Source organism: Clostridiales bacterium, assembly GCA_017569285.1.
In the GTDB taxonomy this organism is placed as follows: domain Bacteria; phylum Bacillota; class Clostridia; order Christensenellales; family Aristaeellaceae; genus Aristaeella.
Map to the genome: position 1 here is coordinate 1,967,205 of CP069419.1, position 23,006 is coordinate 1,990,210.

28 protein-coding genes are annotated in these 23,006 nt (G+C 57.9%); 15 read left to right on the plus strand and 13 right to left on the minus strand.

All coding sequences use genetic code 11. The features are described from left to right. Position 1: 1 nt before the first annotated feature. The 4 genes from JNO48_08490 to JNO48_08505 form a co-directional block, all read right to left on the minus strand. Positions 2-979, minus strand: a complete 978-nt coding sequence (locus JNO48_08490) for a metallophosphoesterase family protein (protein QTE67248.1) — start codon at positions 977-979, stop codon at positions 2-4. Between the two features lie 22 nt (positions 980-1,001). After that, positions 1,002-1,346, minus strand: a complete 345-nt coding sequence (locus JNO48_08495) for a hypothetical protein (protein QTE67249.1) — start codon at positions 1,344-1,346, stop codon at positions 1,002-1,004. Further along, positions 1,310-1,948 carry an esterase gene (locus JNO48_08500; protein ID QTE67250.1) on the minus strand — a complete coding sequence of 213 codons (639 nt, stop codon included), beginning with the start codon at positions 1,946-1,948 and terminating at the stop codon, positions 1,310-1,312. Before JNO48_08500 ends, JNO48_08495 begins: the two co-directional genes overlap by 37 nt. Before the next feature lie 107 nt (positions 1,949-2,055). After that, entirely contained in the window at positions 2,056-2,970 is a 915-nt protein-coding gene (locus tag JNO48_08505; GenBank protein ID QTE67251.1) for an EamA family transporter, read from the minus strand. A 217-nt stretch (positions 2,971-3,187) separates the two neighbouring features. Between JNO48_08505 and JNO48_08510 the strand changes: the two genes are divergently transcribed. The 11 genes from JNO48_08510 (at position 3,188) to JNO48_08560 (ending at position 11,244) form a co-directional block, all read left to right on the plus strand. Beyond that, complete coding sequence (locus JNO48_08510; GenBank protein QTE67252.1) at positions 3,188-3,886, plus strand: HAD-IA family hydrolase; 699 nt, start codon at positions 3,188-3,190, stop codon at positions 3,884-3,886. Between the two features lie 45 nt (positions 3,887-3,931). Then, on the plus strand, positions 3,932-4,522 hold the full coding sequence (locus tag JNO48_08515) for a GNAT family N-acetyltransferase (protein QTE67253.1): 591 nt from the start codon (positions 3,932-3,934) through the stop codon (positions 4,520-4,522). Positions 4,523-4,566: 44 nt separating this feature from the next. After that, a complete protein-coding gene (locus tag JNO48_08520; GenBank protein ID QTE67254.1) occupies positions 4,567-5,301 on the plus strand; it encodes a class I SAM-dependent methyltransferase in 735 nt (244 codons plus the stop codon). 11 nt (positions 5,302-5,312) lie between these two features. Further along, the gene (locus tag JNO48_08525) at positions 5,313-6,029 is read left to right on the plus strand and encodes a Type 1 glutamine amidotransferase-like domain-containing protein (GenBank protein QTE67255.1); all 717 of its coding nucleotides are present in this window, start codon (positions 5,313-5,315) and stop codon (positions 6,027-6,029) included. 16 nt (positions 6,030-6,045) lie between these two features. After that, on the plus strand, positions 6,046-6,621 hold the full coding sequence (locus tag JNO48_08530) for an AAA family ATPase (GenBank protein QTE67256.1): 576 nt from the start codon (positions 6,046-6,048) through the stop codon (positions 6,619-6,621). 75 nt (positions 6,622-6,696) lie between these two features. After that, a complete protein-coding gene (locus tag JNO48_08535) occupies positions 6,697-8,433 on the plus strand; it encodes a DNA mismatch repair protein (GenBank protein QTE67257.1) in 1,737 nt (578 codons plus the stop codon). After that, positions 8,430-9,275 (plus strand): patatin family protein, encoded by an 846-nt coding sequence (locus tag JNO48_08540; GenBank protein QTE67258.1) that lies wholly within the window; start codon positions 8,430-8,432, stop codon positions 9,273-9,275. The genes JNO48_08535 and JNO48_08540 overlap by 4 nt, the downstream gene beginning before the upstream one ends. Before the next feature lie 17 nt (positions 9,276-9,292). After that, the gene (locus JNO48_08545; GenBank protein QTE67259.1) at positions 9,293-9,745 is read left to right on the plus strand and encodes a VOC family protein; all 453 of its coding nucleotides are present in this window, start codon (positions 9,293-9,295) and stop codon (positions 9,743-9,745) included. Between the two features lies 1 nt (position 9,746). After that, on the plus strand, positions 9,747-10,238 hold the full coding sequence (locus JNO48_08550; protein QTE67260.1) for a hypothetical protein: 492 nt from the start codon (positions 9,747-9,749) through the stop codon (positions 10,236-10,238). A gap of 2 nt (positions 10,239-10,240) precedes the next feature. Beyond that, complete coding sequence (locus JNO48_08555) at positions 10,241-10,741, plus strand: GNAT family N-acetyltransferase (protein QTE67261.1); 501 nt, start codon at positions 10,241-10,243, stop codon at positions 10,739-10,741. A gap of 14 nt (positions 10,742-10,755) precedes the next feature. Then, a complete protein-coding gene (locus JNO48_08560) occupies positions 10,756-11,244 on the plus strand; it encodes a GNAT family N-acetyltransferase (protein QTE67262.1) in 489 nt (162 codons plus the stop codon). A gap of 56 nt (positions 11,245-11,300) precedes the next feature. Here JNO48_08560 and JNO48_08565 read toward each other — a convergent pair whose 3' ends face one another. The 5 genes from JNO48_08565 to JNO48_08585 all read right to left on the minus strand — a co-directional run bounded on the left by JNO48_08565 (position 11,301) and on the right by JNO48_08585 (position 15,956). Then, on the minus strand, positions 11,301-12,335 hold the full coding sequence (locus JNO48_08565; GenBank protein ID QTE69723.1) for a 2-hydroxyacid dehydrogenase: 1,035 nt from the start codon (positions 12,333-12,335) through the stop codon (positions 11,301-11,303). A 38-nt stretch (positions 12,336-12,373) separates the two neighbouring features. Continuing rightward, positions 12,374-13,552, minus strand: a complete 1,179-nt coding sequence (locus JNO48_08570) for an MFS transporter (GenBank protein QTE67263.1) — start codon at positions 13,550-13,552, stop codon at positions 12,374-12,376. 88 nt (positions 13,553-13,640) lie between these two features. After that, on the minus strand, positions 13,641-14,882 hold the full coding sequence (locus tag JNO48_08575) for a M20/M25/M40 family metallo-hydrolase (protein QTE67264.1): 1,242 nt from the start codon (positions 14,880-14,882) through the stop codon (positions 13,641-13,643). 43 nt (positions 14,883-14,925) lie between these two features. Beyond that, on the minus strand, positions 14,926-15,246 hold the full coding sequence (locus tag JNO48_08580) for an AzlD domain-containing protein (GenBank protein ID QTE67265.1): 321 nt from the start codon (positions 15,244-15,246) through the stop codon (positions 14,926-14,928). Beyond that, the gene (locus JNO48_08585) at positions 15,243-15,956 is read right to left on the minus strand and encodes an AzlC family ABC transporter permease (protein QTE67266.1); all 714 of its coding nucleotides are present in this window, start codon (positions 15,954-15,956) and stop codon (positions 15,243-15,245) included. The genes JNO48_08580 and JNO48_08585 overlap by 4 nt, the downstream gene beginning before the upstream one ends. Positions 15,957-16,158: 202 nt before the next feature. On the opposite strand from JNO48_08585, the gene JNO48_08590 reads away from it, so the two are divergent. The 3 genes from JNO48_08590 (at position 16,159) to JNO48_08600 (ending at position 19,064) form a co-directional block, all read left to right on the plus strand. Then, the gene (locus JNO48_08590) at positions 16,159-17,781 is read left to right on the plus strand and encodes a GNAT family N-acetyltransferase (protein ID QTE67267.1); all 1,623 of its coding nucleotides are present in this window, start codon (positions 16,159-16,161) and stop codon (positions 17,779-17,781) included. Between the two features lie 14 nt (positions 17,782-17,795). Then, positions 17,796-18,236, plus strand: a complete 441-nt coding sequence (locus tag JNO48_08595) for a GNAT family N-acetyltransferase (GenBank protein ID QTE67268.1) — start codon at positions 17,796-17,798, stop codon at positions 18,234-18,236. A gap of 96 nt (positions 18,237-18,332) precedes the next feature. Further along, on the plus strand, positions 18,333-19,064 hold the full coding sequence (locus JNO48_08600) for a MerR family transcriptional regulator (protein ID QTE67269.1): 732 nt from the start codon (positions 18,333-18,335) through the stop codon (positions 19,062-19,064). 60 nt (positions 19,065-19,124) lie between these two features. Here the strand turns inward: JNO48_08600 and JNO48_08605 are convergent, their stop codons facing one another. Then, entirely contained in the window at positions 19,125-19,703 is a 579-nt protein-coding gene (locus tag JNO48_08605) for a YdeI/OmpD-associated family protein (protein QTE67270.1), read from the minus strand. Positions 19,704-20,015: 312 nt separating this feature from the next. Here JNO48_08605 and JNO48_08610 point away from each other — a divergent pair, with 312 nt between their 5' ends. Next, complete coding sequence (locus tag JNO48_08610) at positions 20,016-20,996, plus strand: helix-turn-helix transcriptional regulator (protein QTE69724.1); 981 nt, start codon at positions 20,016-20,018, stop codon at positions 20,994-20,996. Positions 20,997-21,041: 45 nt separating this feature from the next. Here the strand turns inward: JNO48_08610 and JNO48_08615 are convergent, their stop codons facing one another. The 3 genes from JNO48_08615 to JNO48_08625 all read right to left on the minus strand — a co-directional run bounded on the left by JNO48_08615 (position 21,042) and on the right by JNO48_08625 (position 23,004). Then, positions 21,042-22,166 carry an MBL fold metallo-hydrolase gene (locus JNO48_08615; GenBank protein QTE67271.1) on the minus strand — a complete coding sequence of 375 codons (1,125 nt, stop codon included), beginning with the start codon at positions 22,164-22,166 and terminating at the stop codon, positions 21,042-21,044. A 109-nt stretch (positions 22,167-22,275) separates the two neighbouring features. After that, positions 22,276-22,473, minus strand: a complete 198-nt coding sequence (locus tag JNO48_08620) for a hypothetical protein (protein ID QTE67272.1) — start codon at positions 22,471-22,473, stop codon at positions 22,276-22,278. A gap of 24 nt (positions 22,474-22,497) precedes the next feature. Beyond that, on the minus strand, positions 22,498-23,004 hold the full coding sequence (locus JNO48_08625) for a DUF2812 domain-containing protein (GenBank protein ID QTE67273.1): 507 nt from the start codon (positions 23,002-23,004) through the stop codon (positions 22,498-22,500). Positions 23,005-23,006: the final 2 nt, after the last annotated feature.

Consider the following 23,006-nt stretch of genomic DNA (forward strand, 5'->3'; position numbering starts at 1 on the left):
CTCAGAGTCTGTCCCCGGGAACGGCAGTATCCGGGTCATCCTGCTGTTCATTCCAGAGCGCATAGGCCTTTTCCCATGTATCCAGGGCAAAAGGCCTTCTTTCGTCCCCGATGCTTTTCGCGTATTCCGCCACCGAGGACAGGAAATAATAGATGTGTTCCCGGGACAGGGCAAGCTCCCGGATGATGACCCGGCTCCAGATATTGGCTTCCCGGAACTGCCCGGTCTGCGTCAGGCCGCGGATGTAGGCGGCCTTGTCAAACGGTACCCGGATTTCCTCGATACTGACCTGCCCGGCGTCCGTGATTTCCAGGACCGTGTAGGGTACACTGTTCCGGAGTCCGTCCAGCGGCAGGCCGCAGGAGCCGGGATTGATAAGGTATATTCCCGCGTCCCCGTCCAGATAGGACCACTGGATATGGGAATGCCCGAAGATATACACTCCTTTTTCAAGCTTCGAGACGGATTCCAGGAAGGCGGGATCCCGGTCCCGCTCTTCGGCCATGTCCGCCAGGATTCGGACCGGATCGGCATCCGGCATCTTGTTCCGCTCCGCTACGGTGCAGGAGTTCCAGGTATAAAATGTGTGTGTTCCGATAAAATCCACGGAGGAGTGGGCCATATGGACCTGGACTCCGCCGCATTCAAAGTCAGCGGTATGCGGCAGGGAAAGTACATATTCCAGGTTTTCCCGCCGGACGTTCCGGTAAGTCCAGTAGGAAATCTGCATCTGGCCGTCCGTCCACTGCGACGGGTCTTTTTCCTCCAGGTCTTCGAGGTATTTCTCCTCATTCCCGCGGATGACAGTTTTTTCCGGAATCTCCCGGATCATGGTGAGGCATTCGTCCGGCCTGGGACCGCTGATGCAGTAATCCCCGGCAAATAGGAAATGCGTGATTCCCCGGCTGTCAGCGTCTTTCAGCACGGCCTGCAGGGCCGGGCAGTTTCCATGGATATCGGCAATAACGGCGTATTTCATGCTCCCTCCGGGTGCGTGTTTTTTATTCTTCTTCGGAATTCTTCCGACGCTCGGTACTGTTGAGCCAGCTGCTGTACCGCCATTGGGCTTCCCGGCTTTCCGCTTTTTCCCGCCAGGCTTCGGTATCCGCGCAGATCGCGAGCATTTCATCCACGATCATTTCCACGCTGCCGGGCTTTGCCTGGTACAGGTAGGAAGCCATGCGGTCAATGGCTTTGGGGCTTTTCAGCTGCTGCGCAAGCAGGCCGGCGAATTCCTCCGGAAATCCCAGTGATACCACCGCTGAGGCCAGCCGGTCCCTGGCCCGGGCCCATATCCGCTGATTCTCTGTCATTGTCTGTCCTCCGGGGTATGGTTCAGTACCCATGCGAATGCTTTTGCAGTCCGGATGTCCGCGTCCCGGAAATGATTTCCGGGATTCCATTCCAGGGTGCAGGGGATTCCCTGCGCTTTCAGGATTCCTTCGGCTTCCCGGATCCGGCTGCCGACAGCGGCCATCACCGGGTTCTTCGCTTTTTCCTCCCGGTCGCCCAGGCTCAGGTAAACCGCTTTGCTCTGAATCCGGTTTGCCTGCATGAAATCCGTAAAGCCTGGGAACCAGACGGACGGCGATGCGGCGGCCACCCCAGCGAAACGGCCGGTCCGGTATGCTGCCCACAGGGCGAACAGCCCGGCCAGGGAATATCCGCCGATATAACAGGTCTTGCCGTCCGGACAAAGCGGCAGGATTCCCTCCAGGAAATCCCCTGCGCCGTCGCCGAAACTTTCCTTTCCGAATACAGCCGGGGCTGTCCAGGGGGAAAGATCCCGGTTCCAGTCCGGCACCCGGACGGCAATCATCCGGAAATCGGCATTCGTCAGTTCCGAGATGGTTTTCACCTCATTCTCGATGCCTTCCAGGTCATGGCTGTCCACCGGCTGGATCAGGACATTCGGCGCGGAGTCGCTGCCAAACAGATATGTTTCCATGAATGCTTCCTTTCCGTCGGAATCACATGCGATTAGCTGGTGCAGGATTTTCCTGCCATGGATTATACCCAAAGCCCGGAGGCAGATAAAGCACTCCGGAATGGAATTCAGGGTTCAGGCAGATCCTGCGGGGCCGGGGAATCCGTTTTCCGGATTTCGCTTATCATCGCGGAACCGATAATCATCACGGCGCCGAGGATGTTCAGGGGAGTCAGTGGCTCCCGGAGCAGGAACGCGGAGAACAGCAGCGCGGAAACGGGGTCGATATAGCTCAGGATGGCGACGGTCTGCACGCGCAGCCCGTCCATGCTGCCGAAGTACAAGGTGTAGGCGGTTCCCGTGTGGACGATGCCGACCACCAGGACCAGGGCAGCCGCGGAAAGGCTGAACCCCTCTGCCTGGAAACCGCCGGTCAGGAGCAGGTACGGCACCATGGCCAGCCCGGCGGAAAGCAGCTGGACGGAGGTTTTCTGGTACGCGTCGATCCCCGGGATTTTCTTGTTCAGGATGACAATGAACGCATACAGCACCGCGGCGCCGAGCCCGAGGAGAATTCCGGGAATGCTGACTTCATTTCCTCCGCTGCCGCCGGCCGCGCCGGAAACCAGCACCATGCCGGCAATCGCAACGGCGGCGCAAACGGCTTTTTTTGCGGTCATCCGTTCCCGGAAGATCACGGGGGACAGCAGGATCACGATGGTCGGTGCCATGTAATAGCAGAGCGTGGCGATTGCGACTGTTGTGTGGTTGTATGCCTCGAAGAGCAGCATCCAGTTGGCGCCGATCATCGCGCCGGAAACCACCAGGATCAGCAGATCCCGGCGCGCGAGCTTTTCGGTATTCCGTTTTCCCTTCAGCCGGACCAGGAGCAGGATGCACAGGCCGCCGATGATTCCGCGGGTGCAGGCCAGGAAGGCGGAGGGGAGCGGAATGAACCGCCGGAAAACGCCGATGGTGCCGAAAATCAGCATGGAGCAAACCATCATCCATATGGATCTGTGATCGTTGGCTTTCTGCTCCATGCTTTCCTCACCGCTTTCCCCGGCTGTTTTTGGTTTCTCTGAGAGCATCATCTTACCAGAATTCATCCGGCAAAAAAAGATGCCGCTGCCCGGGGTGCAGCGGAAAAACAGGCCGGGTTATTCCCGGAAAGGCTGAAAAGTCCGGTTTTTGTTTCAGTTTTCACCATTTCATGATATGATGATAGCCAATAACCGGCATGAATAAACGGAGGTCAGGATGATCAGGCTGCTGCAGGACAAAAAAGTACTCTTTTTTGATATCGGGTATACGCTGGATATGCCTGCTTCCGGGGACTGGATGTTTACCGGCCTTTTCCTGCGGGAAGCAGGGGAAAAACTGAAGGAGCATACCGGGGAGGAGATCAGCTGCGCCCGGAATGCCGGTTTGCGCTTCCTGACTCAGAATCACCTGGTGACGAGTGTGGAAGCGGAGTGCGCGCAGTTCCGGCAGTATTATTCCATTATTTCAGATGAACTGGGATTGGGACTGTCCGGGGAGCAGCTGGACCGGGCTGCCCGGGACCGCTCTTACAATATGGACAACTATATTCCTTATCCCGGAATCCGGGAGGTGCTGGAAACGCTCAGCAAAACACACCGGCTCGGCCTCATTTCCGACACCTGGCCCAGCGTGGACAAACAGCTGGAGCATATCGGCGTGGACCGGTATTTCTCCTTCCACACGTACAGCTGTGAGCTGGGAGTATTCAAGCCGGACCGCAGGATGTACCTGGATGCGCTGGCAAAGGGCGGCGTTCCGGCGGAAGAAACGGTTTTTATCGATGACAGTGTGCGGAACCTGGACGGGGCCGCGAAGCTGGGCATCACGCCGGTCCTGATCGCGGCCAATCCGGCGGCGGATGTGGAGACCTGCCACCTGAAGATCCACGATTTGCGGGAACTGATCGGGGATTAGGGGAGATATCATCCCGGATACGGATGACCCCGGGAGGGAGGAAATATGGAGAAGTTCTATTTTGAAATTCCGGGAATCAGCCGGAAGGAAGACGCGATTGACTATATCCGGGAGTTCCTGGAATACGGTTCCGAAATCAACGGAGCCGGCGGACTGCACCGCTTCCTGGACGACTATGAGGGCTGGCTGAAAAAGCTGGACCTGGATTATATACAGGTTCCCAACGAGGAGAGGGTACCGGCCCGGACGTATTTCCTGGTGCGGGAAAGCGATTCCAGGATTGTCGGGATGATCAATATCCGCCTGGCGCTCAATGAGCGGCTCAGCCACTATGGCGGACATATCGGATACAGCATCCGGCCGACGGAACGGGGAAAGGGATACAACAACATCAACCTGTACCTGGGCCTGAAGGTCTGCCGGAAATATGGAATTGAGCGGATTTTTATGGACGCCGACCTGGAGAATCCTGCTTCCTGGAAAACGATGGAAGCCTTCGGCGGAGTGCGGATCCGGGAATACGATGACGATGTCAACGCGCACTGCACTGTAGTGGATTACAACATTGACGTCAGCCGGGCGCTGGACAGCCACCCGGAATATGAGGAGCGGATTATCCCGAAGGATTTCGAGTGATCCGTTTCGCGGCGAACGATCAGGGATCAGGATGGAAAACGGAAATGGAAAACATATTTGAGCAGGTCGAGAAGAATATCGACAATCTTGTGCTGAACAACGTGAACTGGACGGCATCCGCCACAAAAGAGGAGCTGGATGCGGCCAGGGACGGCCGGCTGGTTCTGCGGTTCTGGGACCGGGAAGTTCCGAGCGAATGGCTGAAGGATATCCGGGGAAAGCGGGTGCTCTGCCTGGCAGGAGCCGGCGGCCTGCAGGCGCCGCTGTTCGCCTGCGCCGGGGCAAAGGTAACGGTGATTGATATTTCCGCCGGAATGCTGGAAAAGGACCAGGAAATCGCGGCCAGGGAGAACCTGCCGATTGAAATCGTGAAGGGGAATATCTGCGACCTGTCCATGTTCGCGGATGAATCCTTTGACCTGATATTCAACCCGCCGTCCCTGATGTATATTCCGGACGTCAGCGTGGTTTTCCGGGAATGCTTCCGGGTACTGGCCAAAGGCGGGGAGTTCATCCTCATGGCGCCGGCGCCCATCAACTACGTATGTGACTGGGTGGAGGATGAACAGGGCGGTTATTATAAAGCCGTTAATCGGATGCCCTGGTGCTCCAGGGACTTTGACGATTCCGGCTGGATTGAGTACGGGCACACCATGGAGGAATACCTGGGCGGCCTGACCGGCAGCGGGTTTGCGGTCACCGGGTACCTGGAATGCCAGGCGGAGAATATCACCGAACTCAATTTCCTGGCCCGGGCAGTAAAACAGACTGGAGAATAAGGAGAAGCCGGATGATTTGCTTTCTGACCAGCAGGACGGATACACCGACAGGAGAACTGGATCCTGCCAATCACTTTGTTGAGGAAATGCGGCGCTGCTTTCCCAGCCCGTGCCGGGCGCTGGACATCTGCTCCAATCCCGACGGATGGGCAGGCATGGACTATTATTCGGGCCTGATCCGGACAAGCTTTGAGGACGCGGGTTTTCAGTTTGAAAGCTTCCGCACACTGGACAGCCGGAATGAGGAGCAGGCGGCGGAGCTTGTGCGGGATTCCAACTTCATTGTGCTCAGCGGCGGCCATGTGCCGACACAGAACGCTTTTTTCCGGAAAATCGGCCTGCGGGAACTGATGAAGGACTATGACGGAATCGTTGTCGGGATCAGCGCGGGAAGCATGAACAGCGCGGACGTTGTTTATTCCCATCCGGAAGAGGAAGGCGAGGCGGTGGATCCGGATTACCGGCGGTTCCTGGCAGGACTGAATCTGACGAAGGTCATGCTGCTTCCGCATTATCAGGATGAGAAGGATGTTGTGCTGGACGGACTGCGGGTGTATGAGGATATCGCCTTCCCGGACAGCATGGGAAGGACATTCTATGCCATCCCGGACGGGAGCTACCTGTTCATTGATTCCGGACGGGAAGAGCTGCGGGGTGAGGCATACATGATCCGGGACGGCGTACTGAGCCGGATTGCGCCGGAAGGCGGCATTACCCGGCTGAATTAAGGGAGAAGAAAAGGTTATGCAGAAGATTTATTTTATTTCCGGACCGTGCGGCAGCGGGAAGACCACATTCGCGAATGCGTTTGCCGTGCACCTGGTCCGGCAGGAGCATAAAACGGTTTATCTGATCCACGGGGATGATTTCCACCAGGGATTTATTGAACCGGAGGACAAAGGGTATTTCTTTGTCGGCGGTGAGGCGCACAACCGGGTACTGTGGGAGGATATCCTGCGCTTCAACTGGGACTGCATCCTCATGACAGCGGAAAAGGCCCTCGCGCAGGGAATGGATGTCGTGATCGATTACGTGATCGAGACGGAGCTGCCCCGTGTCCGGGCACTGGCGGAAAAGAAGGATGCGGCGCTGTACTATATTGTGCTGACCGCAGAGGAGGATGAACTGGAAAAGCGCATCCTGGAACGCGGCGATGCGGACCTGGTGGAACGGGCAAAGTTTCTGAAAAGGGAGCTGGAAGCGATGCCGGAAAACCAGGGCCATCTGGTGGACAACACCGGGAAAACCGCGGATGAACTGATCCGCGGCCTGGACCCGGAACAGTTCCTTGTAGACCGGAACAGCGGGAACGTGGATTGATCGCTTTCCGGAAAGCGCATATAATGGACAGGTAAGATTCCGGGTCTGATATTTCTGAGAGAAGGGCATATTGTCATGAAAGAACAGTCGCTGAGCATTCTTTTTCCCCGCCAGGATGAGGTGGTTTACCGCCAGCTGCCGGATACGGTGTGGCATGACCTGGGGCTGGATGCTGTTACGGACAAAGTGGCGCAGCGGCCGGAGGAAGCCGAGCTGATCCGCCGGGTCATGACGAGCCTGACGGCGGATCCCGCCGTCAGCGCCTTCCGCTGCGATGTGTTCCGGGATATCCTGAAGCATCCGGAAATCCGGGAGCGGATGATGAAGCTGCTGCAGCAGGTGAAGACGTTCTATGACTATGGCATCGTCAACCGCGGTGCGGGGGATGAGACGGGCCTCTGGGACCTGATGCACCGGCTGGAGGAGTATCACGACTATATCCTGACGGTGGAGGCCCTGCGGGAATGCCTGTCCGACAAGGATCTTTCCTCCGAAGGGCTCCGCGGCCTGTGGACCGAGGTGGACCGGATCTGCCGGGACAACGGGTTTGCCGCGCTGAAGAAGGACGTGGAGGAGATGCGGCTGACCGCCTCCGACCTGAAGAGCATTACTGTGGGAATCAACCTGAATGACCGCTTTGAGGCGGTGAACATGGGGCTGGTTTCCGTGAACAAAAAGCCGTTTACCCGCTCCAGCCTGCTGAAGAATTTTATCAGCGCAGTCTCTCCCCGGGATGATATCCGGGAGGAGGCGGACTGGAACGGCAGCACCTCCTACTATCCGGCCAACGGGGAGAACGGCATCCTGGCAAATGCCGGGAAGGCAATGGAAAGGGCGATCCTGGTACGCAACCCCATCGCTGCGATGTCCATGGCCCGGATTCCGGATGCGGACGGCCTGGCCGGGGTTCCCCGCCAGATGGATTCCGCCGCTTCCATGCTGGCCGGCCGGATCACCCGGCGGCTGAAGGACATGCTGGGCAAATACCTGAATGTGAGCGTGCGGGAAATCGCCGCCCTGATTCCGGAACTTGTGTACTATACCCGCTGGGCGGAATACATCGGAAAATGCACGGAAAAGGGCTGGACCTTCTGCAAGCCGGAAACCCGGCAGGAACCGGGGAGCGCCGCGGGAATGGCGGCGGAGGGCTTCTGCAACCTGAAGCTCATCGGCTCACTGACGCCGGCGGAGGTCACCTTCAACGACCTTTCCTTTGATCCGGAAAAGCGGATCTTCATCCTGACCGGCGCGAACCGGGGCGGCAAGACTACCATTACCCAGGCGGTCGGCCAGCTGTTCCTGCTGGCGCAGGGCGGTATCTCCGTGCCGGCGCAGCGGTTCTCCTTCTCCCCGGCGGATCAGGTGCTGACCCATTTCCCGGCGGACGAGGACAAAACCATGGATCTCGGGCGGCTGGGCGAGGAATGCCAGCGCTTCCGGGAAATGTATTCCGCCTCCACCGGGAACAGCCTGCTGCTGCTCAACGAGACGTTTTCCACCACCTCATTCGAGGAAGGTTACTATATCGCGGTGGACGCGGTGCGCGCCCTGCTGGACCGGGGCTGCCGCGTGATCTACAACACCCATATGCACAAGCTGGCCTATGACCTGGATTCCGCCATCAACCAGCCGGGCCGGACCGGGAAAGCGGTTTCCCTCGTTGCGGAAACCACCGGCGGAAAGAACTCATTCCGGGTGCGCGTGGCGCCGCCGGAGGGAAAATCCTTTGCCCGGGATATCGCGGAGAAATACGGGGTCACCTATGAATCCCTGACGGCGGCGAAGCCGGAGCAGGCCGGGGAAAAGGCATGAAGACAGCGCTGATCATGGAAGGCGGCGCCATGCGCGGCATGTTCACCTGCGGCGTCATGGATGTCCTGATGGAGAACGGCATTACCTTTGACGGTGCGGCCGGGATTTCCGCCGGGGCCTGTTTCGGCTGCAATTTCAAATCCGGCCAGGTCGGCCGGCCGCTCCGCTACAACAGGGAATACTGCCGGGATCCCCGGTACTGCAGCTTCCGCTCCCTGATCCTCACCGGGGATCTGTACAACGCGGATTTCTGCTACCGGGAATTGCCGGAGGTGCTGGACCCGTTTGACCGGGAAGCCTTCGCGCAGAATCCCATGGCGTTTTACGTCGGCGCCACGGACGTGGAAACCGGCGAATGCGTGTTTCACCGGTGCACGGACGGCGGCGGGGAGGATATGCTCTGGTTCCGGGCATCCGCATCAATGCCGGTGGTTTCCCGCCCGGTCAAAATCGGAAACCGCTCCTACCTGGACGGCGGCATCGCGGACGCGGTGCCGTACCGGTATATGGAGCAGCAGGGTTATGACCGGAATGTAATCGTGCTGACGCAGCCCAGGGGCTACCGGAAGAAACCGGAAAGCATCCCGGGTATGAAACTGTTCCTGCGCCGGTATCCGAAGATCCTGGAGGCGATGGAACAACGGCACGGGATGTACAACCGGCAGATGGAAGAGCTGGACCGGATCGAGGCGGAACATACCGCGCTGGTGATCCGGCCGCCGGAAAGCCTGGGGATCGGGCATACGGAAAAGAACCCGGAGGAGCTGGAACGTGTTTACCGGATCGGACGGCTGGAGGCGGAAAAGCGCCTGCCGGAGATCCGGGAATACATCGGGATATGAGAAAGGGGAGGCAGACGATGGGTGAACAGAGAATGCCGGCGGCTATGGGCCTGAGCCATGTGGCCATCCGGACCCGGGATATCCTGGAAAGCATCCGTTTTTACACCGAGGTTCTCGGCCTGCGGGAAGCCTTCCGCATGCACCGGGAGGACGGCTCGCTGGCGACGGTGTATATGTATTTCGCGCCCGGGCAGTACCTGGAACTGTTTTCCGGCGGTACCCGGGAGGGAACGGAAGGAAAAGACGTCATCGGCTTCTGCCATATCTGCGTGATGACGAAGGATATCCACCGTTCCTATGAGGCGGTGAAGGCCGCGGGCGGTCCGGTGGACCGGGAAATCCAGAGGGGAAAGTCCCAATGCTGGATGTTTTGGACCCATGATCCGGACGGAACGCAGATTGAAGTGATGGAAATGCCGCCGGAATCCCTGCAGGCCCAGGCGGACGCGCGGCTCGGGACAGGTGCCTGATATGAAAGTGATTGTCATCAACGGTTCGATGGGTGTGGGCAAGACCACCGTCGGGAAGGCCATTGCGGAGCGGTATCCGGGAACCGCATTTATCGACGGGGACTGGTGCATGGATCTCCATCCCTTTGTGGGCAGCGCGGAGACCCGGGCCATGGCGGTGGACAATATCCTCCACATGACCGGCAACTACCTGCGCTGCTCTGCCTGCAAAATGGTGGTGCTGGTGTGGCTGATGGATGATCCGCGGGTCTGCCGGCAGATTACGGACGGGATTTCCGCCATGGGAGCGGAAGCGCAAAGCGTGACGCTGGTCTGCGACCGGGAAAGCCTGGTCCGCCGGTGGAAGGGCGACCGAAACTGCGAATGGCGGACGGACGAATGGCTGGAGGTCAGCCTGAAATCACTGCCCCGCTTTGCGACGATGGAAAACACGATCGATACCGGTCACCTGACGGTGGACGAAATCGTGGAACGAATTGTGCCGGAGAACTGAAAATGCCAGGACAATATATCTGCAGGATCGCCTCCCCGGAGGACATGGAACGGAAATGGGATTACGAAATCAGCCGGAATGCGGATGACCGGGAGAACTGGATTGTCTGGAAAAACGAGGCGATCGCCAATCTCCGGGAAGGCAGGGCAATTCCGTATTACGGAATCCTGGACGGGGGAATCATCTGTGAGGCAACGGCCATCATCGATCCGGATGCCGCGCAGAACAGCAGCGGCCTCATTGACAACCGGACGGCGTACCTGTGCGCCTTCAGGACCAATGAATCATTCCGGGGGAAGGGATATTTCTCCGGGCTGTTCCGGTTTATGACAGACGACCTGCGGAGCAGGGGATACACACGCCTGACCCTGGGCGTGGAACCGGAAGACCAGGTCAATAGAGCAATTTACCGGCATTACGGGTTTACGGAACTAATCAAAACAGATACCGAAAAATACCCGGATGGAACCACCATAAATGTGGAGTATTACGTGAAGGAATAACAGGAGCGGGAACGATGACTGCCAGGAAAGCGTCCGGAGAAGAAATGCTGCGGCTGTGGGGATACCGGGACGGCGAGGTGCCGTCACCCACTGCACGGTTTTTCCGGGATAATATCGCCTCCGGGAACGCGGATTTCTGGACGATGGACCATAACGGGGAACTGATCGGGGAACTGTACACTTTCCGGGATATCCCGGAGGACCGGGATTTTGCGGACGGGAGGACGACTGCGTACCTGTGTGCCTTCCGGATCCGGGAGGATTTCCGCGGGCAGGGACTGGGCACCCGGCTGATGAAAACGGTCCTGGCCAGCCTGAAAGCCGAAGGCTTCCGGCGAGTGACCATCGGGGTCGGTCCGGAGGAGGAACAGAATGTCCGGCTGTACCGCCGCATGGGCTTTACCGGAAAAGTCAAGGACTGTTATATGGACCCATGTGCCATGGATGAGAATATGCGGCCGCGGGCGGATGACTGTTACTGGCTGCTGGCAAAGGATTTATAATCCCGGGAATGAAAAACAGGCGCTGCCATGATGGCGGCGCCTGTTGGTTTTGGGGATCAGAAGCACTTGCCCTTGCGCTGTTTCTTGCACTGTTCGATATTCCCGTAGCGGTAGCACAGCTCATTGTCGCACGCCCCGTCCTTCTCAAAGCAGGACAGGATGTTGTTTACGGTGGTTTCCGCAATGTTGTTCAGCGCCTCCTCCGTCAGGAAAGCCTGGTGGGAGGTGACGATCACGTTGGGCATGGAAATCAGCCGGGACAGCAGGTCGTCGTTCAGGATATGCCCGGACCGGTCCTCAAAGAACACGTCCGCTTCTTCCTCGTATACGTCCAGGCAGGCCGCACCGATCTTCCGGGCCTTGATGCCTTCCAGCAGGGCTTCCGCGTCAATCAGGCCGCCCCGGGAGGTGTTCACGATCACAACGCCCTTCTTCATCTTTCCGATGGCGTCCGCGTTGATCATGTGGCGGGTTTCATCCGTCAGCGGGCAATGGAGGGAGATGATATCGCTCCGCTCCAGCAGCTCATCCAGGGAAACGTATTCGATTCCGCTGTCCTTTGCCGGGAACAGGTCGTAGGCGATCACGTTCATCCCGAAGCCGCGGCAGATGTCGATGAAGATCCGCCCGATCTTGCCGGTACCGACCACGCCCACGGTCTTTCCGTGGAAATCGAAGCCGGTCAGCCCGTTCAGGGAGAAATTGAACTCGCGCGTCCGGTTATATGCCTTGTGGATCCGGCGTACGGAAGTCAGCAGCAGCGCGATGGCGTGCTCTGCCACGGCATACGGGGAATAGGCCGGGACATGGACCACATGGATTTTGCCGAAAGCGGCCTGCAGGTCCACGTTATTGTAGCCGGCCGAGCGCAGCGCAATCAGCCGGACACCGTATTCATACAGCTTTTCGATGATCGCCGCGTTGACGGTGTCGTTGACAAATACGCATACGGCTTCACAGCCCTTTGCGAAATCCACGGTGTCTTCATTGAGCTTTGCCTCCAGGTATTTGAACCGGATGCCGTGCTCTCCGCCGTACAGTTCAAAAGAGGGCTTGTCATATGCCTTTGCGTCGAAGAATGCCACTTTGATCATTTTGCCGCCTCCTTATCGGGTTGGGTAGGATAGGTTCAGTCTTTGGCCTTTCGGCTGAGCAGTACCAGGGCGATTACCAGCACCAGTGGGAAGATGCTGCCCACCAGCATGCCGGACTGCAGGTTGTCCCCGGCCTGCTGGGTGACCGTTCCGACCAGGCTAGGGCCGAACGCGCCGCCCAGGTCACCGGCCATGGCCAGCATGGCAAAGAGGGCGGTTCCGCCCTTGGGAATCCGGGGTGAGGTGATGCTGATGGTTCCCGGCCACATGATGCCGACGGAGAAGCCGCAGAGAATACAGCCGACCAGGCCCAGAACCGGGCTGGAGGACAGGCTGGCCAGCAGATAGCAGCACAGGCACAGGATGCCGGAGCCGATCATGAACTTCGTCAGGTCCATCCGGGGACCGAACTTGCCGTAGATCACCCGGCAAATGCCCATCGTTACGGCAAACAGGCACGGGCCGGCCAGGTCGCCCACCGTCTTGGTAAAGCCGAGCGCCGCTTCCGTAAAGGCGGAAGCCCACTGGGCCATGGACAGCTCGGAGGCTCCGGCACAGACCATCAGCAGGATGGCCACCCAGAAAAGCGGCAGCCGGAACAGCTCCCGGATCTTCATGCCCTTGCCTTCCTCCGTCAGGCGCTCGATGGGGCAGGTGGCGAAATTGAAGATGTTGTACAGCGGAACCAGCGCCCAGATGCAGGCCAGCCATTTCCAGTGCTCAATTCCGAACACTGCGAAGAACAGGGTGGAAAGCAGGATCACGCCGACCGAGCCCCAGCAGTAGAAGGAATGCAGCAGGCTCATTACGGCATCCTTGTGTTCGAAGGGGCAGGCCTCCACAATGGGGCTGGCCAGCACCTCGATCAACCCGCTGCCGATGGCGTAGATCACCACACAGATCATGATGCCGATAAACGGATCGGCAAACAGGTCCGGAATAAAGGCCAGGCCGGCGAGCCCCAGGCCGGAGGCAACCTCGGAGGCCACCACGCTGCGCCGGTAGCCGATGGAATCCACAAACCGGGCGCAGAAAACGTCCACCAGCAGCTGGGTTAGGAAAAACGCCGTGGGAATCAGTGCGATCTGTCCCAGGGAGATCGAATAGTCCGTATGGAATTTCAGGAAGAGCAGCGGGGCAAAGTTTGCCGTGATGGCCTGGGTGATAAACGCCAGGTAACAGGCGATGAGCGTTTTCCGGTAATTCTTTTCCATGGAATCCTCCGGGAAAGATAACAAAATGGAACTGCCGGATATCAGTATACCAGAAAAACCGGAATCCGGACCGGGAAAAAAGATTTTGTCAGTTTTCCCCGTCCAGCTTCCTGATCAGCTCCACGGTGGCCCGGTAACAGTTTTCCAGGGCTTCCGCGTTCAGGTTGTTCGCGGTGTCGCGCCGGGTATGGTAAATGCGTTCCAGCTGATGGCTCATTCCGGTAATCCCGACGGAACGGAAGCCGCCCTGCGTAAAGGCCGCGCTGTCGGTTGCGCCGCCGAACAGCGGCACCCGGCCGCTCCGGCAGGGCACGCCGGCGGCTTTGGCTGCCTGCAGGAAAGCATTGCACAGGCCTTCGTCCGAACGGACCGTGGCGTTCAGGTCCTTTCGGTTGACCATCAGCCAGCGGGGATTATAAATGGTGTCATAGCAGATAATGGAGGTCGGCACATCCCGGTAATCCTTCCGGTGCGCCCGGCACCAGGCTTTCGCGCCGCGGAGGCCGGCTTCCTCGGAACCGGTCAGGATTACGCCAATTTCTGTATGCTCCGGCCGGATTCCATGCTTTTCCATTTCCCGGAGCAGGCCGATACCCATCATGCAGCCGGAAAGGTTATCATTGGCCCCGTCCACAATGCGCTGGGGATTGTAGGTGATACTCAGCAGCAGGAAAAACGGAACAAATGCCAGTCCCCACAGTCCGGCAGTCCGGACCCAGTCCCCCGCGCCGCCCAGCGCGCAGGCGGCCAGGAAAAGATAGAAGAAGACACCGGCGGTTGCCATGAGTCCCGGGATTTCAAAGACGATTCCGCCAAACCGGTAATTCAGGGGGAATTCCCAGGCGGCGTCCGTATGCCCGTTCAGGAAGATCCGCTGCCGGACCTCCCCGCTGCACGGGCGGACGGCGGTGACATTGGTCCCTGTCCGGCGGGGGAACAGGCGGTCGATCACCGGCTTGTACATCACAAAATGGAACAGGAACAGAAACAGGCCCATACATCCGAACAGGATGCTGAGCCAGGGACGGATAAAGAAGAAAACCGCGCAGAGCGTATCACAGACTGTTGAAAAATAGAAATATCCGTAGAAAGAATCGGGATGCTCCTCAAAGCTTTCCACCTTCAAATCGGTACATCCGCATTCATCCCGGAGAAGGCCGGCCATATACTCCGCCGCTTTCCTTTCGCTTTCGCTTCCCGGGGAACGCCGCCGGAAATCCCGACAGATCCGGGCAATCTCCTGCCGCATGCCGGAAACACATTTCCCGCTGTTTTCAGCAAGGAGATCAAACGGATTCCTGCCTGCCTGTTTTTCGAAACCGCGTTCCAAACTTCAGCACCTCCCGGAATTCAGTATCAGCCTGCCCGGATGATCAGGGGAAAACGGCCTGGATCAGGATCATATAGATCACCGTTCCGCCAAGAATGCTCAGGAGGGAATTCCGCTTCCATACCTGCAGCCCCACGACCGAAAGCCCGGCAATGAGTTCCGGGGCGCCGAAGGGAGCCCGGGTGATCACGGTATCCTTCAGGCAGTAGATGACCAGCAGTCCGATGATGGCGGCCGGGAGCACCTCGCCGAGGTAGGAAATATATGCCGGCGTCTGTTTCCGGAAAACCAGGAACGGCAGGAACCGGAGCAGGATGGTGACGGCGGCCATCACGATGACCAGGATTGCGGCATGCGTGTTCATACGGCCTTCCTCCCCAGTCTGCCCCTCAGCAGGGTGAGGATCAGCGTAATCAGCAGCATGGCGGGAATCAGGAAATTCTCCGGGCCGAGTACCACCAGGCACAGGAGTGTGGCCAGGAGCCCGGTAAGCGCCGGGATATGGTCTTTTGTGCGGAGCCACTGCTCCGTAAAAGACGCGATAAACAGTGCCGTCATGGAGAACTCGATTCCGGCGGTGGAGAAGGGAAGAACCGCACCGAGCAGGCTGCCCAGGATACAGCCGGTAATCCAGTACAGGTGGTTGAACAGGGAAACAAGGAAACGGTATAAATCCGCGTATCCCGGATCCGGCGTTTCCCCGTCGCACAGTAGGGAGTAGGTTTCGTCTGTCAGGGCAAAGATCATATAGGGCTTGTACCTGCCCGCGTTTTTGTAGCGGTCGATCATGGAAATGCTGTAGAACAGGTGGCGGGCGTTGACCATTACGGTGGTCAGGACCGTGGTGAGGATTCCCGCACCGCCGGCCAGCAGGCTGATGCCAACATACTGCATGGAGCCGGCATAGATAAGTATGGCCATTGCGGCGGACCAGAGCACACCATACCCGGCGTTCCGCAGCAGGATGCCGAAACCGATGCCCAGCACAACATACCCGGCCATTACGGGCAGGGATTTCAGAAATGCCTTGCGGACAATCACGGATTTTGCATCCGTGCGGCTCTGCGTCTGCATCAGGTCCACCTCATCATCAAATTCGTGCCGATTATATCAGAAACCCGGGAATGAAAAAAGCCGGAAAGGCCGCAGGACAGGGGAAAAACAAAGGAACCGGCCCGCAGGACGCGGACCGGCACCGGAAACAACCATGAGGATGTTCCGGAATTCCGGAAATCATGGTATGATGGGAGGCAACAGACCGGCAGCGGAGGAGCATATGGGCATCATTATCAGAAAGATGGAGACGGACGAAGAAATCCGGGGCAAGGCATATGTCCACTGGCAGTCCTGGCATGAGGCATATCCCGGCCTGGTCAGTCCCGGATACCTGGAGAAGCTGACGCTGGAGAAGTGTGAGAAGATGGCGTTCACCTGGCCGCAGAACACCCTGGTTGCAACGGATGAGGGCCGGGTAGTTGGATTTGTGTGCTGGGGCAGCTGCGGAGAAGATTTACCGGAGACAGGAGAGATCATCGCGATCTATATCCTGGCGGATTATTATGGCACCGGACTCGGCCGCCGGCTGATGGAAGCGGGCCTGGAACAGCTGAAGGAATACCCCCGGGTGTGCCTGTGGGTGCTGAAGGAAAACCGGCGGGCAGTCCGCTTTTATGAGAAATGCGGCTATAGGGCGGACGGGGAGGAAAAGTACCTTTCGTCGGTGGAAGCCGCGGAGATCCGGATGGTATGGGAGCGCCCGCAAAAGGAACAGGAAGGACGGAAGCAGATGAGGATTGATACGGAACGGCTGGTGATCACGGAGTTTACGCCGGACATGGCGCAGGCGGTCCATGAGAACTCGCTGGATGAGGATAACCGGAGGTTTGTTCCGGATGAAGTTTTTGAGACAGTGGACGAGGCCCGGGAAGTGATCAGTTTCCTGATGTCCCGGTACGGCGGGACGGAAGGTCCGCTGACTTATCCGGTGATCACCAAAGCCGGAGGAGAGAATATCGGGTATGTCCAGATGGTTCCGCTGGAAGACGGTACCTGGGAGATCGGCTACCACATTGCGAAACGCCGCACCGGAAACGGCTATGCCACCGAAGCGGTCCGGGCATTCCTGCCGGTGATGGCGGAGACACTCGGAATCGGTACGGTATACGGGATCTGCCTGACGGAGAACGCGGCGTCCCGGCATGTGCTGGACAAATGCGGATTCATGCCGGAGTCCGAAGGCACCGGGGATTACCAGGGTGAGCAGCGGGAAGTATACAGAAGCGTCTGGAAAGCGGGTGCGGCGGAAAACAGGACACTGGACTGGTACCGGGAAAACGCGGAGGCATTTATCGCCAACACGGGCAAGGTGGATATGTCAGCGCATTACAATTCGTTCCTGGAGCTGGTTCCCTCCGGCGGATATGTCATGGACCTGGGCTGCGGAGCCGGAAGCGCTTCGCTGTACTTCACGCAGAACGGATACCGGGTACTGGCGGTGGACGGGTGCGCGGAATTCTGCGAGCATACCCGGCAGCGTGCGGGATGCGAAGCCCGCAATATGCGGTTTGATGAACTGGATTACACAGACACCTTTGACGGAATCTGGGCCTGTGCTTCCCTGCTGCATGTGCGGAAGGCGGACCTGCCGGGGGTGCTTCGGCTGATTCACCGGGCTTTGAAGAAGGACGGTGTGTTCTACGCGTCGTTCAAATACGGGGAAGATGAAAGAAACAAAAACGGAAGGGAATTCTCCGACTTTACGGAGGAATCACTCCGGGTCCTGCTGGATGAGGCAGGCGGATTCCGGATCAAAAGCATATGGCATACCCATGACGCCCGCCCCGAAAGGGCGGATGAGCTCTGGGTCAATGTGATCTGCCTGGCGGAGAAGGATGCGTAATTCTGAGGTGAATGATGATGGTACAGCTGGAGCAGGTAACCAAAGAGAATATTGACGCGGTGCTTGCGCTGGATGTAAATGAGGACCAGAAGGGCTTTGTTTCCTCCACGGCCGAATCCCTGGCCCAGGCATACGCATATTCCTTCACGGCGTTCCCGTTTGCGGTATCGGATGACGGGAAAATTGTTGGTTTTATCATGATGGGATTCTATGAGGAAAAGAATTATTACACCCTGTGGAAGCTGCTGATCGACCGGAAATACCAGCACCGGGGTTACGGCCGGAAAGCACTGGAGCTGGGCATTGCGTTCCTGAAGGAATGGTATGGTGTTTCGGCAGTCTTTACAGGTGTGTCGCCGGGGAATACCGCGGCGAAGAACCTGTACCGGTCCATGGGGTTCCGGGAAACCGGGCTGTTTGAGAACAACATGGAAGAAATGCGCCTGGACTGCTGAAAAAAATAACGGGAGAAATTTCTGTAAAAAACGCTTGACCCTGACGCTGCGTCATACTTTATGATGGGTTCACCACGAGGAAGGGAGGCAGGCACTATGATGACGGTTCATGAGGTCAGCTGGCTGACAGGCGTGAGTATACGCACCCTGCAGTACTATGACCGGATTGGCTTGCTGCCGCCGGCGAAATATACGGATGCGGGCTACCGGCTGTATGACGATGCGGCCCTGGAAACCCTGCAGCAGATTCTCCTGTTCCGGGAACTGGAGCTCCCGCTGAAGGACATCGGGCGGATCATCCACAATCCGTCCTTTGACCGGCAGAAGGCACTGGACCAGCAGATTGAACTGCTGGAGCTGAAGAAGGAGCACCTGGACAGCCTGATCACCCTCGCACGTGTAATCAGGACATCAGGAGGAAAATCAAAGATGGATTTTTCAGCATTTGACACAAAGAAGCTGGATGAGTATGCTGCCCGGGCCAAAGAGGCCTGGGGAGATACCCCTGCGTATCAGGAGTATGAGCAGAAGGCCGGGGGAAGGTCTGCGGAAGAAAATGCGGACCTGAACCGGCAGATGATGGATATCTTCGCGGAGTTCGGCGCGGTCCGGGATACGGATCCCGCTTCCGGAAATGCCCGGGCTTTGGTCCGGAAACTGCAGGATTTCATCTCCGCCCATTACTATACCTGCACGGACCGGATCCTGGCGGGACTGGGACAGATGTATGCCGCCGGAGGAGAGATGACGGAAAACATCGACCGCGCCGGCGGGAAAGGCACGGCGGAGTTTGCTGCCCGGGCGATCCGTCTGTACTGCGGGAAATAAGAACCATATGAAAAGCGGGACACTGTCGATGCGGCAGTGCCCCGCTGGTTTTTTTACGGATTATTTATAATATTTTTCAATTCCGCCGTAGCCGATGATCAGCTTGTTTTCCCGGGTTTTCCGGATGAAGTTGTCCAGGCGCTTCCGAAACTCCTCCGGCCGTTTCCGGGCATCATCAATATAGGCGATCCGGATTCTCCGGTAGGATTCCGTGAAGGAATTGTAATGGCACCATGCAGTATCATCCCGGCGAATCTCGGAGAGGATGTCTTCCGGGAAAACATATTCAGCGGTGAGAATCTTCTCCACGGAAGGACGGACCTTCGGGTGGATCAGTCCCCGTGCGTCCAGCCAGATCAGGCGTTCGATGTTCGGCCGGGAATAGGAGCTTTTCGGGTTCCGGGGCGTGAAATGCCGGCCCTGGTGAAGTGAATCGATTCTCCTGGCGGTGCTGTCAATCCAGCCGAAGCACAGGGCTTCCTCCACCGCGTCATTGTAGGAAAGGCTGGCTTCACCCGATGCTTTCGTCGGGAATACGAACCAGACATCCGCGGCGGTTTCAAAATGGGATGACAGCCAGTTCCGCCATTCCTGCCGGTCCGCGGTATAAAACAGGTTTTCCGCTTTCAGGTCCGCCATATTCTTCTCCGATCATTCAGGGTTCAATGATACTTGACCGGATATCCGATCCGGGTGGTACAATAGCATTGTATTATGAAACATGCGGAAAAACAATCCAGCCGGCAGATCATGCGGCCGCCCCGCATTCCGGCGGAAAAAAGGCCTGTTTTCCGCATAAAACCGGCAGTTGCAACCAGCGGTTGCGGAATTTCAAGCTCCGTTTGATAGCCTGCAACAGCCCGATCGGGTAATCTGGCCCTGCACCCGGAAAGCGAACCGCACCGGTTCGGAAACCGGGACATGACCAAATTGAGAAAGGCGGAACCCCCTATGATTTTTGCGGACAAATTAATGGATCTCAGGAAAAAGAACGGTTGGTCCCAGGAGGAACTGGCGGAGAAGCTGAACGTCAGCCGGCAGGCAGTATCCAAGTGGGAAAGCGCACAGTCGGTGCCGGATATGAGCCGGATTATCCAGCTGTCAGAGCTGTTCGGTGTCAGTACGGATTACCTGCTGAAGGATGAAATGGAGCAGGCGGAGGTTTCCCCGGAAACCGCACCGGACAGCCTGATCCGGACTGTGGATATGGAAGAAGCCAACGCGTTCCTGAAGACCAAGGAAGAGAACTCCCGCCGGGTGGCCCTGGGCGTGCTGCTCTGCATCCTCTCCCCGGTCGCGCTGATCCTGCTGGGCGGCGCGCAGGCGATGGGCCTGCTGGACTGGTCAGAGAATATGGCAGGCGGAATCGGACTGGTGGTGATGATGCTGATGATCATCCCCGCGGTCGGGATGCTTGTGGTATCCAATCTCCGGATTTCCCGCTTTGAATATATGGAAAAGGAACCGTTTGAAACCCTGTACGGCGTTACCGGAATGGTGAAAGACCGGAAGGAGAAATTCCAGCCGGTCCACACCCGGTACATGATGACCGGTATCATGCTGTGCATCGCGTCCACCATTCCGCTGTTCATCAGCCTGGTTTTCGGCAACGGGGAGAACTTCCTGCAGGTGGTGGGAATCGCATCCATCCTGCTGCTGGCGGCCATCGGCGTGATGCTGATCATCCGCGTGTCCATCATCTGGGGAAGCTACCAGCAGCTGCTGGAAGAGGGCGATTACACCCGTGAGAACAAGGAAAGCAACGGAAAGATCGGCCTTATCAGCGGCGCTTACTGGTGCGTGATTGCCGCGGCCTACCTGGCCTGGAGCTTCATCGGAGACAGCTGGAAAATCAGCTGGGTGATCTGGCCGGTTGCCGGCGTCCTCTTCGGCGCGGTGATTGGCATTACAAAAGCGCTCCGGAAGCGGTAAGCCTCCGGAACGCCATGGCATACAAACTGTTTTGTACCGATCCGGTTACGGATCGGTTTTTTCTCTGCCGCTGCAGAGGAAGGTCGTGAATCCCAGGTTATATACGGTGATCTGCCGGCCGAAGAATTCCGTGGGTTTTCCCTCCGCTTTCCCGTCTACAATGGCCTGCGCTCCTTCGCGAAGCCGCGGGATGCAGTCCGGGGAAAGGGGAATATCCGAATGGGAAGGCCAGATTTCATCAAACCCGCCGGTCATTTTCTCCAGTTTTTCCAGACTGGCAATATAATCCTTCATATTCCGGCGCTCACCGAACATGAAGATCCGTCCGTGCTCCTGGATCGGGTCCCCGCTGATCAGTATCCGGCGGCTGATATCCAGCACCGCGATGCTTCCGGGAGTATGCCCGGGGAGATGGATGATCTTCAGCTTCCGGCTGCCCAGGTCGATTTCATCGCCGTCCTGTACCGGGATCACCCGGCCGCTTTTCCCGGACTGGTGGTAGTGCGGTTCATCCGCCGGATGCATGTAAACCGATTCAAACTCATCATTGCCGCCGGTATGGTCCTGGTCCGCATGGGTATTGAGCAGCATCACCGGAAGGCCGGTCAGCGCGGACGCGATTTCCTTCGCGTGGCGGACGGTCATCCCGGTATCGATCAGCAGCGCTTTTTCGGTGCCCTTCAGCAGGAAGAACCGGACCATTCCGTTCTCGATCCGCCAGGTATCCCCGTCCACCGGAACGACGACCGCGCCGTACTGCTTTCCGCAGCCGCTGCAGATCCCGGTATGGACGGAGACGATATGGCCGCATTCGCTGCAGGTCCACTGGTCCCGTTCGTTTTCCAGGAAGGCTTCCATGCCGAGCTCCCGGATATCCCGCAGGTTTTTCGCGGGGGATTCGTACAGCGGATATTTGGAAGTGTAGCGGTTCTGCTTTTCCATTACGTCTTCGCAGGGATAATCCGGGCATTCATCGCAGAATTCATAGCCGTTCTTCTTCCGCTTTTCGCAGAAAATGATGCCGCATCGGTACGCGCAGAACTCCGGCTTGTTCTCGTTGGGGCCATGGCATCCCGGGCAGGGGTTTTCTTCCGCCTGCGCGCGCTTGCACAGGCTGCAGTCCAGGCCGCAGGGGGCAATCATATCAGCGGTAATAAAAGCCGGTTTCATTTTTCCACACTCCTTGCTGAAAAAGATTATACCAGAATGCCGGGCAGCAGAAAAGCGGCAGGAAGACGGTGTTCTTCCTGCCGCTTGCTGTATGTTTCCGGTGCGGTGATTACTTCCCGGCTTTTTCCTTCCGATGGATCCGGATGAGATTGAGGACGTTGCCCAATGCGACGAACAGCAGGCCGAAAGTCAGGAAGGTCCGGGATGCATTTTCATCCAGGATGGAAACGAGGATAAAGGCGATGCCGGCAATCCCGAGGACCAGAATGGCAATCGTCATGGAGGTTTTGTACAGTTTCCCGTTCATTTCTTTTTCTCCTTATATGGCGGCTTATTCGTGCAGCAGCCGTTCTTTTTCCAGGGATTCCTTCTTGCCGTGGATCCGGCCCAGCGCGTACATCAGCAGGGTCGCGCACAGCAGGTTGATCCATCCGGCCCGGGACGGGCTGAAAACATTCATGAAGCCGATGAGCAGGTTCGCACCGCCGATGGCTGCGAGGACCTTGCCGATCTTGTCCAGGTGGCCGATCCTGGAATCGATGTCGGAGAACAGGTCAAACGGGCCGTCCTCCGTCTTTTTGCGGAAGTAGATCCACATCATCATCCGGCCGATGTATTCCGCGCCGGTTTCCTCCATGAAGGAGACGTAGGACTCATCAAACGCGTGCATTTCCGTCCGCACGTTGTACTCGCCCGGCTCACAGCGGACAAAATGGTAGGAAGCGAATCCAACGCTTTCCAGCACCCAGCCGTTCATAGCCATTTCGTTCAGCCAGTCCTCTTCCTTATCAAACTCCCATACCCAGAACCATTTCCGGACTGTTTTCCTGCTTTCCATCT

Excerpts from the sequence above, each read along its gene's own strand:
- JNO48_08490 (QTE67248.1), bottom strand. The coding sequence starts at position 979 with ATGAAATACGCCGTTATTGCCGATATCCATGGAAACTGCCCGGCCCTG.
- JNO48_08495 (QTE67249.1), bottom strand. The coding sequence starts at position 1,346 with ATGGGTACTGAACCATACCCCGGAGGACAGACAATGACAGAGAATCAG.
- JNO48_08500 (QTE67250.1), bottom strand. The coding sequence starts at position 1,948 with ATGGAAACATATCTGTTTGGCAGCGACTCCGCGCCGAATGTCCTGATC.
- JNO48_08505 (QTE67251.1), bottom strand. The coding sequence starts at position 2,970 with ATGGAGCAGAAAGCCAACGATCACAGATCCATATGGATGATGGTTTGC.
- JNO48_08510 (QTE67252.1), top strand. The coding sequence starts at position 3,188 with ATGATCAGGCTGCTGCAGGACAAAAAAGTACTCTTTTTTGATATCGGG.
- JNO48_08515 (QTE67253.1), top strand. The coding sequence starts at position 3,932 with ATGGAGAAGTTCTATTTTGAAATTCCGGGAATCAGCCGGAAGGAAGAC.
- JNO48_08520 (QTE67254.1), top strand. The coding sequence starts at position 4,567 with ATGGAAAACATATTTGAGCAGGTCGAGAAGAATATCGACAATCTTGTG.
- JNO48_08525 (QTE67255.1), top strand. The coding sequence starts at position 5,313 with ATGATTTGCTTTCTGACCAGCAGGACGGATACACCGACAGGAGAACTG.
- JNO48_08530 (QTE67256.1), top strand. The coding sequence starts at position 6,046 with ATGCAGAAGATTTATTTTATTTCCGGACCGTGCGGCAGCGGGAAGACC.
- JNO48_08535 (QTE67257.1), top strand. The coding sequence starts at position 6,697 with ATGAAAGAACAGTCGCTGAGCATTCTTTTTCCCCGCCAGGATGAGGTG.
- JNO48_08540 (QTE67258.1), top strand. The coding sequence starts at position 8,430 with ATGAAGACAGCGCTGATCATGGAAGGCGGCGCCATGCGCGGCATGTTC.
- JNO48_08545 (QTE67259.1), top strand. The coding sequence starts at position 9,293 with ATGGGTGAACAGAGAATGCCGGCGGCTATGGGCCTGAGCCATGTGGCC.
- JNO48_08550 (QTE67260.1), top strand. The coding sequence starts at position 9,747 with ATGAAAGTGATTGTCATCAACGGTTCGATGGGTGTGGGCAAGACCACC.
- JNO48_08555 (QTE67261.1), top strand. The coding sequence starts at position 10,241 with ATGCCAGGACAATATATCTGCAGGATCGCCTCCCCGGAGGACATGGAA.
- JNO48_08560 (QTE67262.1), top strand. The coding sequence starts at position 10,756 with ATGACTGCCAGGAAAGCGTCCGGAGAAGAAATGCTGCGGCTGTGGGGA.
- JNO48_08570 (QTE67263.1), bottom strand. The coding sequence starts at position 13,552 with ATGGAAAAGAATTACCGGAAAACGCTCATCGCCTGTTACCTGGCGTTT.
- JNO48_08580 (QTE67265.1), bottom strand. The coding sequence starts at position 15,246 with ATGAACACGCATGCCGCAATCCTGGTCATCGTGATGGCCGCCGTCACC.
- JNO48_08585 (QTE67266.1), bottom strand. The coding sequence starts at position 15,956 with ATGCAGACGCAGAGCCGCACGGATGCAAAATCCGTGATTGTCCGCAAG.
- JNO48_08590 (QTE67267.1), top strand. The coding sequence starts at position 16,159 with ATGGGCATCATTATCAGAAAGATGGAGACGGACGAAGAAATCCGGGGC.
- JNO48_08595 (QTE67268.1), top strand. The coding sequence starts at position 17,796 with ATGATGGTACAGCTGGAGCAGGTAACCAAAGAGAATATTGACGCGGTG.
- JNO48_08600 (QTE67269.1), top strand. The coding sequence starts at position 18,333 with ATGATGACGGTTCATGAGGTCAGCTGGCTGACAGGCGTGAGTATACGC.
- JNO48_08605 (QTE67270.1), bottom strand. The coding sequence starts at position 19,703 with ATGGCGGACCTGAAAGCGGAAAACCTGTTTTATACCGCGGACCGGCAG.
- JNO48_08610 (QTE69724.1), top strand. The coding sequence starts at position 20,016 with ATGATTTTTGCGGACAAATTAATGGATCTCAGGAAAAAGAACGGTTGG.
- JNO48_08615 (QTE67271.1), bottom strand. The coding sequence starts at position 22,166 with ATGAAACCGGCTTTTATTACCGCTGATATGATTGCCCCCTGCGGCCTG.
- JNO48_08620 (QTE67272.1), bottom strand. The coding sequence starts at position 22,473 with ATGAACGGGAAACTGTACAAAACCTCCATGACGATTGCCATTCTGGTC.
- JNO48_08625 (QTE67273.1), bottom strand. The coding sequence starts at position 23,004 with ATGGAAAGCAGGAAAACAGTCCGGAAATGGTTCTGGGTATGGGAGTTT.